The sequence below is a fragment of the Blautia luti genome (genome assembly GCF_033096465.1).
Classification (GTDB): Bacteria; Bacillota; Clostridia; order Lachnospirales; family Lachnospiraceae; genus Blautia_A; species Blautia_A luti.
On the sequence record NZ_AP028156.1, the window covers coordinates 1167124 to 1180059 of the forward strand.

A 12936-nucleotide genomic window follows, 5' to 3' on the forward strand; every position below is an offset into this window, starting at 1 on the left:
GACAGGTTTAATAGCAGACACATTATCAGCTGAAAAAGCTGGTGGTGTGTCTGTTTTTTTGTATTTGGAAATAAAAAAGTCGATTTTCAGATCATCACAGGAGAAGTAAACTCCTGTGGATGATAACTGAAAATCGACTTTTATGTTTGTGATGTGTCTGTTGTGAGTAAAAAGAATGAAATCATTATCCCATGTAAACAGTCACATGATATTCTTTCTTTCCTTCTTCAAATGGAATCAGGCAGCCTTCATATTCTTTGCCGTCTACAACCACTTTCTTAACACCCTTTTGAACGTTATCCGGGTTCTTTACTTCGATGTGGTAAACGGCATCGCGGAATGTTCTGGTAAGTGTGAAATCACCAAATCCTTCCGGGATACATGGATTGATGCAAAGTCCATCGTAGGATGGCTGTACACCCAGGATAGCCTGAGACAGATTCCAGAAAGTCCATGCTGCAGTACCGGTCAGCCAGCTGTTTTTTGCCTGACCATGGAAAACTGCGTCAGCGCCTGCTACCATCTGTGAATATACATATGGCTCCGTACAGTGGATTTCGCTGATATCTTCGATGTAGGACGGGCAGGTCTTCTTGTAAATCTCAAAAGCTCTGTTGCCACGTCCGATCACTGTCTCTGCGATAGAAACCCATGGATTATTGTGACAGAAGATACCTGCGTTCTCTTTATATCCCGGTGGATAGGAGGAGATTTCTCCAAGGTTCAGATAATACTGGGTATAGGCTGGTTGAAGGATCATGATGCCATATTTGGTGTCCAGGCGTTCTTTAACAGAATCAAGAGCTCTTTGGGCAAGACCTTCTTTCACACCGATTCCTGCCATTACACAGAAGCCCTGTGGCTCGATAAAAATCTGACCTTCCTTGCATTCTCTGGAACCAACTTTCTTTGATTCTGCATCATATGCACGTACAAACCATTCTCCGTCCCAGCCGGCATCCAGAACTGCCTGATACATGGCGTTGACTTCTTTTTCGGCTCTGTCTGCAGCTGTGGTGTCACCCATATGACGGCTGATCTCTGCGAATTCTCTGCCATATTTTACAAACATGCCTGCAATAAATACAGACTCTGCAACAGGTCCTTCGGAAGGTCCTGTAGTCTGGAAGGATTCTCCTGGTTCTGTGGAGAAGCAGTTAAGGTTCAGGCAGTCGTTCCAGTCTGCACGTCCGATCAGCGGAAGTTTGTGCGGTCCGAGATGAGTGGCTGTATATTCGAAAGAACGACGCAGATGCTCATACAGAGGTGCAGCTTTTTCTTTCTGGTTATCAAAGTCAACCATCTCATTTAAGATGGAGAAGTCACCTGTCTCTTTCAGGTAAGCGGAAACGGCTGCGATCAGCCATAACGGGTCATCGTTAAATCCGCTTCCGATGTCCAGATTACCCTTCTTGGTAAGCGGCTGATACTGATGATAAGCGCTTCCATCTTCGAACTGAGTAGCTGCGATGTCCAGGATACGTTCTCTTGCGCGTTCCGGGATCAGGTGTACGAAACCAAGAAGATCCTGACAGGAATCACGGAATCCCATTCCACGGCCTGTGCCGGATTCGTAGTAAGAAGCAGAACGTGACATGTTGAAAGTGACCATGCACTGATACTGATTCCAGATGTTGGCCATACGGTTTACGTGTTCGTCATTACTTTCTACATGGTAGCGGGAGAGCAGTTTATTCCAGTAAGCATTCAGTTCTGCGAATGCCGCATCAACCTGCTCGGTTGTCTGGAACTGTTTGAGGATTTTATGTGCGCCGTCTTTGCGAATTACGTTCGGAGCAACAAACTTCTGATCCTGTGGGTTCTCACTGTAACCAAGAACGAAAATAAAGTCCCTGGATTCTCCGGCAGAAAGTGTTATATTAATCTGGTGGCTTGCGATTGGATACCAGCCGCTTGCTATAGAATTTCTTGCTTTATTTTCTTTTACGGCAGCAGGGAAAGCATTTCCGTTATTCATGCCAAGGAAAACATCTCTGCTTGTATCAAAACCATCAACAGGGCTGTTTACGCTGAAGAAACTGTAATGTCTGCGGCGTTCGCGATATTCGGTTTTGTGGTAAATAGTGCTGCCTTCGAGTTCGACTTCTCCGATGCTTAAATTTCTCTGGAAGTTTGTGCTGTCATCAACTGCATTCCAGAGACAGAACTCTACATAAGAGAAAAGAGAAAAGGTTTTCGGAGCATCAGTTGTATTTGTGAGAGTCAGTTTGTTGATCTCGCAGGTTGAGTTAACAGGAACAAAAGCAAGAAGATCAGCTTTTAATCCGTTTTTGGAAGAAAGAAAACGGCTGTAGCCGATTCCGTGATGGCATTCATAAGAATCCAGAGGCGTTTTGGAAGGCATGGAACCTGGATTCCAGATTTCCTCGCCGTCATGGATATAGTAATATTTTCCGTTTGAATCTACCGGGATATTATTGTAGCGGTAACGAGTGATACGAAGAAGTTTGGCATCTTTGTAGAAACTGTATCCGCCACAGGTATTGGAAATCAGTGAGAAGAAATCCTGAGAACCCAGATAGTTGATCCATGGGAGTGGAGTGTCTGGTGTAGTGATGACGTATTCTTTGGCGCTGTCATCGAAATAACCGAATTTCATAAGAAGTCCTCCTGTTTTATAAATAATTTGTAGCAATTATTCTGAATATACAGAAAATAAAGGCACGAAAACGAATAAGTTTAGAATAAAACGTACGGTTATCGTGGCATTACTGCTATTTTTCTTTAGTATAACGGAAGATATTGATAAAATCAACTGCTTTGCAGAAAAATAAATGCCAAAAAATAAGAGTGAAATTTCGTTAAAATGATGAAAAGGATTTGTGATAAAAGGAAAATATGAAGGATAAAAATTGTGCAATCATACAAAAAGTAGCAAAGATGCACAAAAAACGAGGATGAAAGCTTGAAAAATTGTGCGAGTAGTTATATAATAAAAATACGAAAACGTTTACGAAAACTTAAGGAAAGATTGAGGCATACCTATGGTTTCGATGAAAGAAATTGCGAAAAAGTGTAATGTCTCTGTGGCCAGTGTCAGCAAAGCATTGAACGGTTATTCCGATATCAGTGAGGAAACGCGGAAAATGATTCTGAAAACAGCTTCAGAAATGGGATACTTGCCTAATTCTTCGGCAAGAACGCTGAAGACTAAAAGAAGCTATAATATCGGAGTAATGTTTGTTGATGAAGCTGCCAGCGGGCTTACACATGATTATTTTAATCATGTGCTGGAGACCTTTAAGAGGACCGCAGAGGAAAGAGGATACGATATTACATTTACAAGCGGAAAGATTTCCGGACAGAAACTCAGTTATTATGAGCATTGCCGTTACAGAGGAGTGGACGGGGTTGTGATCGCCTGTGTGGATTTCTATGCCGATGAAGTGCAGGAATTGATCCGTTCGGAGATTCCGGTGGTAACCATTGATCATGTGTTTGATGGAAACATTGCGGTTGTTTCCAATAACGGTCAGGGAATGGAAGATCTGGTTACTTATATTTATAATCAGGGACACAGGCGTATTGCGTATATCCACGGGGATAATACATCTGTAACCAGGATACGTCTTACCAGCTTTTACCGGACGCTGCAGAGGATGGGAGTGGAAACTCCTGATGATTATATTAAGGAAAGTCCGTACAGAGATGCGGACAGCGCTGCGAAAGCAACCAGAGAGTTGCTGGATCTGCCGAATCCGCCGACCTGTATCCTTTATCCGGATGATTATGCGGCTATTGGAGGAATCAATGAGATCAGGGAGAGAGGGCTTCGGATTCCGGAGGATATTTCTATTGCTGGATATGATGGAATTACCATTGCGAAAATCCTGGAACCAAAGCTGACAACGCTCTGTCAGGATACAGTTGCAATCGGCAGGATTGCGGCTGAGAAGCTGATTGATCTGATCGAGAATCCGAAGACGACTATGATCGACAAATTTACTGTGGATGGTACGTTATTTAAAGGTGCATCTGTAAAACAGTTATTGCCAGATAGGTAGATGCTGCGCTATACTGACATCAGAGTCAAAAGGGGAATACAAGAAAAATAAGAGCAGGAGTTAAAAACTAAATATGGATTATCAGTCAATAGCGACATTTATTATGGAGATGGCAGGAACCGTGGCGTTTGCAGCTTCCGGAGCAATGGTGGGAGTGGAGCGCAATATGGATATTTTTGGCATCAGTGTTCTGGGAGTAGCAACGGCAGTAGGAGGAGGAATGATCAGAGACATTGTACTGGGAGTTATTCCACCGGCTGTATTCAGAAATCCCGTGTATGCACTGGTATCAGTGCTTACTTCCTGCGTTGTATTTTTTGTCTTTTATTTTAAAAGAGAATTTCTGGAAGGGCACAGAAGAGAGGCTTATGATAAGTTCATGCTGGTAATGGACTCAGTGGGACTTGGGATTTTTACTGTAGTAGGAGTCAATACAGGAATTCGCCAGGGATATATGGACAATGCATTTTTGCTTGTATTTCTGGGAACGATCACAGGAGTAGGAGGTGGTCTCCTGAGAGATATGATGGCCAGTGTGCCGCCGTATATATTTGTAAAGCATATCTATGCCTGTGCATCCATCATCGGGGCGGTTGTGTGCGTATATATGAATCGGTTTGTTGGAAATGTGGAAGCTATGATCGTATCTTCAATCGTGGTAGTGCTGATCCGTTATCTGGCAGCACATTACCACTGGAATCTGCCGAGGCTGTCACCACATGAACGAAAATAAAAAAGAGAATTCCGGAGTCATATTTCTCCGGAATTCTCTTTTTCTGTATATTTTGCCAGAACTTTTTCAGTTTTTATTTTCGATAAGCTGAATCCTTTTTCTGTTGTAGACCAGATGAAGATACATGGCATCCTGTGCGCGGAGAGGATCGTGGGCTGCGATGACATCTGCAATCTCACGATGAGTTTCGATTGTCTCCTTATGCAGTGCCGCTTGCCCAGGCGCTTGTAGAAGGAGGACTTCCATGTGCAGAAGTAACTTTCCGTACAGCGGCAGCAGAAGAGTCTATCCGTCTGATGACTGAAAAATTTCCAGAAATGCTGGTTGGAGCCGGAACTGTACTTACCACAGAACAGGTGGATGCAGCTGTAAAAGCAGGTGCATTTGACAAAATTAAAGAGCTGACAGCAGAAGCCAGAAATCTGGTTGAATCTATCCGAAAATAATCGGTGCCGTTACACATATTCATTTCAAACACACTCTGACAGAAGTGCTTTAATATTTTCCAGATCATCAGCAAAATAAATTCCCTGCTGACGATTTTCTGAGGACAGCCCCATTTTGATCATATGGTCAAGAAGCTGCTTCAGGCTGTCATAATATCCATTCAGATTATACAGAATACAGGGGGCATTAAGGTGTTTTAAGGAAACCATGGACATAACTTCTGTGATTTCCTCCAGAGTACCGGTGCCTCCCGGAAATGCAATAAATGCATCACCAAGTTCAATCATTTTTGCTTTTCTTTCAGCCATATCTTTTGTGACGATCAGTTCTGTGATCTCATCATACTGCAGTTCAGAATCTATAAAAAACTGTGGTTCCACGCCTGTTACTTTTCCTCCGGCATTCAGCACACTTTCTGCTATCTGTCCCATAAGACCGGACTTCGATCCGCCATATATCAGAGAATTTCCACTTTCTCCAATCCATGTACCAAGTTCCCGGACAGTATCTCCAAGTGCCGGATCATTCCCCTCCAAAGCTCCAAGATAAACGGTAATATTCATTGTAATTTCCTTTCTTTTTTTATGTACAGGTAATGGTTTTATATAACTGCCTCAAATAACATTACCATCAGCGGCATTGTAATAATTGAGAACAGTGTAGTCATGACATTGATGGCACTGGCATAGTGTGAATCATTTCCGTATACCTGGCACATCTGGGTTATTGTGGAAGCAGACGGTGTGATGATCGCCAGAAAGACAATAAGCATGATTTTATTTCCGTCTGCAGAGAACATAGCCAGATGGCTGATCTTAATCATTACAAGTGCAAGCAAAGGCACTGCAATCAGACGAAGAAATGATACAAAATATACTCTTTTGTCAGCAAAAATCTGTTTCAGATTCATTCCTGCAAACAGCATACCGGTTACGATCATACTGGCCGGTCCTATCATGCTGCTCACTGAGCCAAGAGTATTATTGATGATCTCCGGCAAATGGAATTTTGCGAAAAAAAGTACAACACCGATAAAAATAGAAATCATGTTAATATTTAACACAATCTTTTTCCAGTCGTAGGAAGATTCCCGGCTGATAATCTTTTTGCAGTGTGTCCACAGAAAGATAAGCTGCACACTCATAAAAACACATCCATATAAAACCCAGTCCTGTCCAAGAATAAAGGTCACAATGGGTACGATCAAATTTCCTGAATTAGAATAATAAACAGAAGCAATTTCCACTTCATTCAGATGCAAAAGCTTTCCGGCTATGGAGATAATGATCAGGAGAAGAACCTGGGTCATGACAGATGCAGCCAGGGCAAGCAGCAATCCCTTTACAGTATCCATCGTGTAATCTACCTGAAAAGCATTGATGATTACACAGGGAATGATCAGATAGAGAATGATTTTGGATAAAACCTTGCTGTCTTCATCTTTTACAAGCCCAACTTTCACAATCAAATATCCCATGAAGATCATAAGAAACAATTGAATGATCTGTTCCATGAGCAGTATGCTGATATTCATAAATATCCACCTCGTATTCTTAAAAATGTCCGTCATCGGGAATATTGTATTTCCCCGATTTCTGATGTCGGAACTCATTATAGAACTTTCCAGGTTACGGTTCAATAGTAATGTGCGAACAGAAACAGCTGCTGACGATATTTTACACACATTTTACAGGAAGCAAACCACAGATTTGATTTTGATGTTTTACAATGTATCAGAAAAGTGAATCTACGGAGGATGAGAGATAATGAAACCGTAAGTTTTTTCATGAACTATGAAACTGTACACAGGAGAGAGAAGTAAAGATGAATGAGAATGTAAAAGTTGTATTTGGCCTGATCGGTGGTCTGGCGTTATTCTTGTTTGGAATGAACAGTATGAGTGATGCCCTGCAGAAAGCTGCCGGAGAAAAAATGAAAAAGATTCTTGGATTTCTGACCAGAAATCCGATTATGGGCGCACTTGCAGGTGCACTTGTAACAGCAGTGCTGCAGAGCAGTTCTGCAACTACAGTTATGGTAATTGGGTTTGTCAGTGCAGGACTTATGAGTCTTCCCCAGGCAATTTCCGTTATTTTTGGTGCAAATATAGGTACCACAATGACTGCACAGTTAATGGCATTTAAGATAAGCAATTATATCTATCCCATTATTTTTATTGGATTTATGCTGAATTTTGTGGGAAAAAAAGAAAAAGTAAAAAATATAGGTATGGTAATTTTTTCCTTTGGCCTTTTATTCGAGGGAATCGAGATTATGGGTGAGGTAATGAAGCCTCTTGCCGGCAGTCCGGTGTTTGTAGATCTGATGGGAAAAGTATCCTCCGTTCCGGTACTTGGAGTTGTACTTGGCGCAGTAATGACCCTAGTCGTACAGAGCAGTTCTGCTACAATCGCAGTTTTGCAGAACTTTGCATCACAGGCAGGACCTGACGGAGTAAGCAGTGTGATCGGACTTACCGGTGCGATTCCTATCCTTCTGGGTGACAATATCGGAACAACCATCACAGCACTTCTTGCATCTATCGGACAGTCAAAGAATGCAAAACGTACCGCAATTGCACACAGTATTTTTAATATCAGCGGAAGCTGTGTGTTTATTTTTCTGATCCCCTGGTTCGCAAAATTTGTCCAGTTTATTTCTCCAAAAGGAAATGAGGTGGATGTAATATCCAGACAGATCGCAAATGCACATACAACCTTTAATATTGTCTGTACATTGGTCTGGTTGCCTCTGATCCCGCTGATGGTAAAGATTGTTACAACAATTATCCGCGGGGACGATAAGGTACAGAAAACTGCTTTTGAACCGAAATATCTGGATATGAAAGTAGTTGAACAGCCTGCAGCAGCTATGGTTCTGGTATCTAAAGAGCTGAACCGTCTGTCTGAGCTTGCAGAATCTCTGTTAACAGGTTTAAAAGTATCCTTAACAGCAGATAAGACTTCGGAAACTTATCTCCATTTTAAAGAAAATCTGGAGATCGTACAGCATTTGCAGGAAAGTGTTTCAGATTATATTACCAGACTGTTTTCCAGCGGAAATCTCACAGAGCAGCAGTCAGAGTATACGGCAGGCTTATTGTTTATCAATAACTGCATCCAGAGAATTGCGGAAAGATGCGTGGATGTTGATAAGATATGCATGGAGATCAGTGACAGTGGAAAAGTCCTGACAAAGGAAGCTTCTGCTGAGATGGAAAATTGTATTGGTGTTACCAGCCAGCTTCTGGATAAGGCAATGGAAGCTGTCCGGCATGGAGACAGTTCTGCTGCAGAGTCTGTGTTCAAAAATAAAAAGAAGATGCAGAAGGCTGAGAAGAAATTCAATAAAGCCCATTTAAACCGTGTGAAAAATAATCTCTGTGATGCATCCATGACAGGATACTTTTCCGGTATTATTTATAATATTGACCGTATGGCAGACAACTGTGTGGGAATCGCAGAAGAGGCCTGCGATAATGTGACATTTATCAGTCTGGATGAAGAAGCAAATAAGACAGTCGCAGAAGGTGGTGCAGTATGAAAAAGAAAAACGGATTCCGGAGATGGCCGCTGATTCTTGCAGTGGTGACTCTGACAGTAGGGATGACAGCCTGCGGCAGTGAAAAGAGTACACTGCCGGATCTTTCATCCATGGGAGAGACAGCAGCTATATTACGAGAGGAAGGTTCAGGAACAAGGGCAGAGTTTGAAACACTTCTGAAATTGCCGGATTCTGACTGGGGAACAGTTGCAGATTCCACAGAAGCAGTTCTGGCAAAAGTGCAGGAAGACAAAAATGCAATAGGATACGTTGCATATAGTTCCGTATCAGATGATATAGAAGAAAAAATACTTCAGGTTGACGGTGTTTTGCCTTCTGAGGAAAGTATAAGTAAAGACAGCTATCCTCTTTGCAGAGATTATTATCTGGCATATGACGGAGAACTGACAGAAGTTGAACGTGATTTCATTACTTATGTAATGACGAAAGGACAGGACATTGTCAAAGATTATTGCGTGCCTGTCAAGAATACGGTGACATTCCTGTCTGATAAATCAAAAGGAACGATCCGGATCGAAGGCTCCACTTCAATGGAAGCAATGATAAATTCTCTGGCTGAGGATTATGAGAAGGAAAATCCAAATGCTGAGATTGAAGTGAAGGCAACGGACTCCTCCAGAGGTCTTACCGCATCTATAAGCGGAAGCTGTGATCTGGCAATGTCTTCCAGGGAATTAAAGGACTACGAGGCAGAGCTCCTGGAAACAAAGTCCATCGGAAGAGATGCAATCGCCATAGTGGTTAATAAAGAAAATCCTGTGGATAATCTTACAGCAAAGCAGATTGCGAAGATTTACAGTGGAGAATGTAAGAAGTGGGCAGATCTTAACTGAGATATATTGAGTGGAGCAGGGGTGTTGCGCTAAGTGATAAGCGCGGTACCCCTGCTTTGTTATTGTTATAAAGTAGCGGCTATGATTTCCTAAAACTGTCAGATGATGTCGGGGATTGACAAATTTCAGAATCTGCATATAATTATCAATGGTAATTAACAAAGATAATTATATAGGAGCGTACAATATGACAACTGAAAAAATCAAGCGAATGCTGGATGCATGCTATCAGGCGAAGCGGATACGGGAATTGCTTCCGCCGCTGCCACAGGGAGTTACCCCGTCTTACATTCAGTATCTGGATAACATTCATGCATTGGAAAAACAGGGAATCCAGGTAAAGATATCGGATATCAGTGATGTAATGAATCTTCCACGTCCCGGTGTTACCAGAACTGTAAAGGAAATGGAAACAAAGGGATATCTCCGGAAAATTTCTTCCCCGGATGACGGACGTGTCACTTATATATCCATTACAGAAGAAGGAAGAAAACTGTCACAGAAATATAATGAGTATTATTTTGGGGAACTGGTTCCCTATCTCAGTGAGATATCCGAAGAGGAAGCTGACTGCATGATCCGGACAATTGAGAAATTTTACCAGATCATGTGTGAGAGGAGGAATCACTATGACAAATGATAGATCTGATTTCACACAGGGAAATATTCTGAAAAAGCTGGTTTCTTTTATGATGCCCATTCTCGGGGCACTGATCCTGCAGGCAGCATATGGTGCAGTTGACCTTCTTGTTGTGGGAAGGTTTGGCTCTACTGCCGGACTTTCTGCAGTTTCTACAGGCAGCCAGGTTTTAAACCTGGTTACTTTTGTGGTTGTACAGTTTGCAATGGGTATTACAGTTCTGATCGCCCGCTATCTGGGAGAAAGAAGACAGGAAAAGATAGGAGCTGTTATCGGCGGCGGTGCAATTGTGTTTACAATGATTTCGGCTGTGCTGTTTGTTATAATGGTAGCTTTTGCACATCCGATTTCTGTGCTGATGCAGGCGCCGGAATCAGCCGTCAGTCTTACATCCAGTTATGTACGTATCTGTGGCGGCGGTATTTTCTTTATTGTAGCTTACAATCTGCTGTCTGCAATTTTTCGTGGACTGGGTGACAGTAAATCGCCGCTTCTGTTTGTGCTGGTGGCATGTATTGTAAATGTGATCGGAGATCTGGTGCTGGTAGCGGGACTTCATATGGATGCAGCCGGAGCTGCTATTGCAACAGTTGCTGCTCAGGCACTTAGCGTGGTATTCGCACTTATCCTGCTTGTTAAAATGAAACTTCCGTTTACGATCACAAAAAAAGACTTCAGGCTGAATGTACAGTGCAAAAGATTTTTTCAGATCGGACTTCCTCTTGCATTGCAGGAATGTCTGACACAGATTTCCTTCCTTGCGCTCTGTGCATTCGTAAATCGTCTGGGACTGGAGGCTTCGTCCGGCTACGGGGTTGCCTGCAAAATCGTTAACTTCGCCATGCTGGTACCAAGTTCGCTGATGCAGTCTATGGCATCCTTTGTATCCCAGAACATAGGAGCGGGCAAGAAAAAACGAGCAAAACAGTCCATGTTTACAGGAATCGGAGTAGGGCTTGCTGTGGGATGTGTGGTATTTATACTGGTTATGTTCAAAGGTGATATGCTGGCTGGTATTTTCTCCACAGATGCAGAAGTTATCAGTAATGCATTTGACTATCTGAAAGGCTTTGCACCAGAAACCATAGTGACAGCAATCCTGTTCAGTATGATTGGCTATTTCAATGGAAATAACAAGACAGTCTGGGTAATGATCCAGGGACTGATCCAGACACTTCTGGTACGTTTGCCACTGGCATATTTTATGAGTATACAGCCAGATGCAAATCTTACCAAGATCGGACTGGCTGCCCCTGTGGCAACAGTAACGGGAATTATCCTGAATGTGGGATTTTATATATACCTGAACCGCACAGAAAATACACCGGGCTGATTCTTTCTGGACATTCTGATAGTGTTATGTCATACTTGAATAAATATTAAAAATGAACAGGAGACATCAGCACAATGTTAGATGAGAGAATATATCAGAATTACATAGGCATTCTGAAAGAAGAAATGATTCCTGCAATGGGATGTACAGAGCCGATCGCACTGGCATATGGAGCAGCCAGAGCACGAGAAGTTCTGGGAAAAGAACCGGAACATATCACTGCAAAATGCAGTGGAAACATTATAAAAAATGTCCGTTGCGTTATCATTCCAAACTCCGGCGGATTGACTGGAATTGAAGCAGGTGTAGTCCTCGGTGCAGTAGCCGGAGACCCATCCCTGAACATGGAAGTTCTTTCGAAGGTAAATGAATCTGGAAGAAAGAGATGTTGTGAACTTCTGGATAAAAAGATATGCAAAGTAGAACTTCTGGACTCCCCGGTAGTCCTGCACTTTATCATAGAAATGCAGGCTGGAGATGACACAGTAAGTCTGGAAATTAAATACGATCATATAAATGTAACCAAAATTGTAAAGAACCAGGAAGTCCTGCTGGATTCAGATCATAAATCCGGTGAAACTCCGGCTGCAGCAGACAGAACTCTGCTCAATCTGGAAGATATTAAAACATTTGCAGATACTGTAGAACTTGATGATGTCAAAGAAATTATAGAAAATCAGATCCGCAGCAATATGGCAATCGCCCATGAAGGAATGACTGGTAAATACGGTCTTGGAATCGGCCGGATCATCCGTGAAACCTACTCCAATGATATGCTCACAAAAATGCGCAGCCTCACAGCCGCAGCTTCCGAAGCCAGAATGGGCGGATGCGATATGCCGGTAGTCATCAACTCAGGCAGCGGAAACCAGGGGATTGCCTGTTCTGTACCACTGATCGTATATGCCAGAGAAATGGAACTTCCGGACTATGTACTTTACCGTGCACTGGTATTTTCTAACCTCTTAACTGTATACCAGAAACAGTACATCGGTAAACTTTCCGCATTTTGTGGTGCGGTATCTGCATCCTGTGCAGCCGGTGCTGGGATTACGTACATGGGCGGTGGCGAACTTTCTGTGATCAAGAAGACCATAGAGAATACGCTTGCCAATATTCCGGGAATCATCTGTGATGGAGCGAAAATATCCTGTGCAGCGAAAATCGCCGCCAGTCTTGACGCTGCATTCCTGGCACATCACCTTGCTATGAATGGTCAGTCCTATGCGCCATACACCGGAATCCTCAAGGAAGAAGCCGGCGAAACCATCAGCTGCGTAGGACAGATTGGCAAAGAAGGAATGAAAGAAACAGATAAAGAAATTCTGCGGATTATGTTGGAAAGTGTATAATTTGCTGGA

General features: G+C 42.7%; 12 protein-coding genes. 8 read left to right on the plus strand and 4 right to left on the minus strand.

The genetic code is table 11. The annotated features are described in order from the left end of the window. Positions 1–184: 184 nt before the first annotated feature. Entirely contained in the window at positions 185–2620 is a 2436-nt protein-coding gene (locus R8695_RS05380; protein WP_118508651.1) for a glycoside hydrolase family 94 protein, read from the minus strand. Positions 2621–3005: 385 nt separating this feature from the next. Here R8695_RS05380 and R8695_RS05385 point away from each other — a divergent pair, with 385 nt between their 5' ends. Beyond that, the gene (locus R8695_RS05385; RefSeq protein ID WP_118508652.1) at positions 3006–4025 is read left to right on the plus strand and encodes a LacI family DNA-binding transcriptional regulator; all 1020 of its coding nucleotides are present in this window, start codon (positions 3006–3008) and stop codon (positions 4023–4025) included. A 73-nt stretch (positions 4026–4098) separates the two neighbouring features. Continuing rightward, positions 4099–4758, plus strand: a complete 660-nt coding sequence (locus R8695_RS05390; RefSeq protein WP_118508653.1) for a trimeric intracellular cation channel family protein — start codon at positions 4099–4101, stop codon at positions 4756–4758. Positions 4759–4824: 66 nt separating this feature from the next. Here R8695_RS05390 and R8695_RS17655 read toward each other — a convergent pair whose 3' ends face one another. Continuing rightward, complete coding sequence (locus tag R8695_RS17655) at positions 4825–5004, minus strand: FCD domain-containing protein (RefSeq protein WP_334296257.1); 180 nt, start codon at positions 5002–5004, stop codon at positions 4825–4827. On the opposite strand from R8695_RS17655, the gene R8695_RS05400 reads away from it, so the two are divergent. Beyond that, a complete protein-coding gene (locus tag R8695_RS05400) occupies positions 4950–5204 on the plus strand; it encodes a beta/alpha barrel domain-containing protein (protein WP_243139457.1) in 255 nt (84 codons plus the stop codon). The two genes, R8695_RS17655 and R8695_RS05400, sit on opposite strands and share 55 nt — an antisense overlap. Before the next feature lie 24 nt (positions 5205–5228). Here the strand turns inward: R8695_RS05400 and R8695_RS05405 are convergent, their stop codons facing one another. Both R8695_RS05405 and R8695_RS05410 read right to left on the minus strand, forming a co-directional pair. After that, positions 5229–5768 carry an LOG family protein gene (locus R8695_RS05405; protein WP_118508654.1) on the minus strand — a complete coding sequence of 180 codons (540 nt, stop codon included), beginning with the start codon at positions 5766–5768 and terminating at the stop codon, positions 5229–5231. 38 nt (positions 5769–5806) lie between these two features. Beyond that, positions 5807–6739, minus strand: coding sequence for an AEC family transporter (locus R8695_RS05410; protein ID WP_154779745.1), 933 nt, complete (start codon positions 6737–6739; stop codon positions 5807–5809). 290 nt (positions 6740–7029) lie between these two features. Here R8695_RS05410 and R8695_RS05415 point away from each other — a divergent pair, with 290 nt between their 5' ends. The 5 genes from R8695_RS05415 to R8695_RS05435 all read left to right on the plus strand — a co-directional run bounded on the left by R8695_RS05415 (position 7030) and on the right by R8695_RS05435 (position 12927). Next, complete coding sequence (locus R8695_RS05415; RefSeq protein ID WP_154779746.1) at positions 7030–8748, plus strand: Na/Pi cotransporter family protein; 1719 nt, start codon at positions 7030–7032, stop codon at positions 8746–8748. Continuing rightward, complete coding sequence (locus R8695_RS05420) at positions 8745–9602, plus strand: substrate-binding domain-containing protein (protein ID WP_154779747.1); 858 nt, start codon at positions 8745–8747, stop codon at positions 9600–9602. The genes R8695_RS05415 and R8695_RS05420 overlap by 4 nt, the downstream gene beginning before the upstream one ends. Positions 9603–9789: 187 nt before the next feature. Next, on the plus strand, positions 9790–10242 hold the full coding sequence (locus R8695_RS05425; RefSeq protein ID WP_008706749.1) for a MarR family winged helix-turn-helix transcriptional regulator: 453 nt from the start codon (positions 9790–9792) through the stop codon (positions 10240–10242). Continuing rightward, the gene (locus tag R8695_RS05430) at positions 10232–11575 is read left to right on the plus strand and encodes an MATE family efflux transporter (RefSeq protein WP_118508658.1); all 1344 of its coding nucleotides are present in this window, start codon (positions 10232–10234) and stop codon (positions 11573–11575) included. The genes R8695_RS05425 and R8695_RS05430 overlap by 11 nt, the downstream gene beginning before the upstream one ends. 74 nt (positions 11576–11649) lie before the next feature. Next, positions 11650–12927, plus strand: a complete 1278-nt coding sequence (locus R8695_RS05435; RefSeq protein WP_019162641.1) for an L-cysteine desulfidase family protein — start codon at positions 11650–11652, stop codon at positions 12925–12927. The last annotated feature ends 9 nt before the right edge of the window (positions 12928–12936 follow it).

What these genes read in the sequence shown, in the direction of transcription:
- R8695_RS05380 (WP_118508651.1), bottom strand. Translation starts at nt 2,620, where the DNA reads ATGAAATTCGGTTATTTCGATGACAGCGCCAAAGAATACGTCATCACT.
- R8695_RS05385 (WP_118508652.1), top strand. Translation starts at nt 3,006, where the DNA reads ATGGTTTCGATGAAAGAAATTGCGAAAAAGTGTAATGTCTCTGTGGCC.
- R8695_RS05390 (WP_118508653.1), top strand. Translation starts at nt 4,099, where the DNA reads ATGGATTATCAGTCAATAGCGACATTTATTATGGAGATGGCAGGAACC.
- R8695_RS17655 (WP_334296257.1), bottom strand. Translation starts at nt 5,004, where the DNA reads ATGGAAGTCCTCCTTCTACAAGCGCCTGGGCAAGCGGCACTGCATAAG.
- R8695_RS05405 (WP_118508654.1), bottom strand. Translation starts at nt 5,768, where the DNA reads ATGAATATTACCGTTTATCTTGGAGCTTTGGAGGGGAATGATCCGGCA.
- R8695_RS05410 (WP_154779745.1), bottom strand. Translation starts at nt 6,739, where the DNA reads ATGAATATCAGCATACTGCTCATGGAACAGATCATTCAATTGTTTCTT.
- R8695_RS05415 (WP_154779746.1), top strand. Translation starts at nt 7,030, where the DNA reads ATGAATGAGAATGTAAAAGTTGTATTTGGCCTGATCGGTGGTCTGGCG.
- R8695_RS05420 (WP_154779747.1), top strand. Translation starts at nt 8,745, where the DNA reads ATGAAAAAGAAAAACGGATTCCGGAGATGGCCGCTGATTCTTGCAGTG.
- R8695_RS05425 (WP_008706749.1), top strand. Translation starts at nt 9,790, where the DNA reads ATGACAACTGAAAAAATCAAGCGAATGCTGGATGCATGCTATCAGGCG.
- R8695_RS05430 (WP_118508658.1), top strand. Translation starts at nt 10,232, where the DNA reads ATGACAAATGATAGATCTGATTTCACACAGGGAAATATTCTGAAAAAG.
- R8695_RS05435 (WP_019162641.1), top strand. Translation starts at nt 11,650, where the DNA reads ATGTTAGATGAGAGAATATATCAGAATTACATAGGCATTCTGAAAGAA.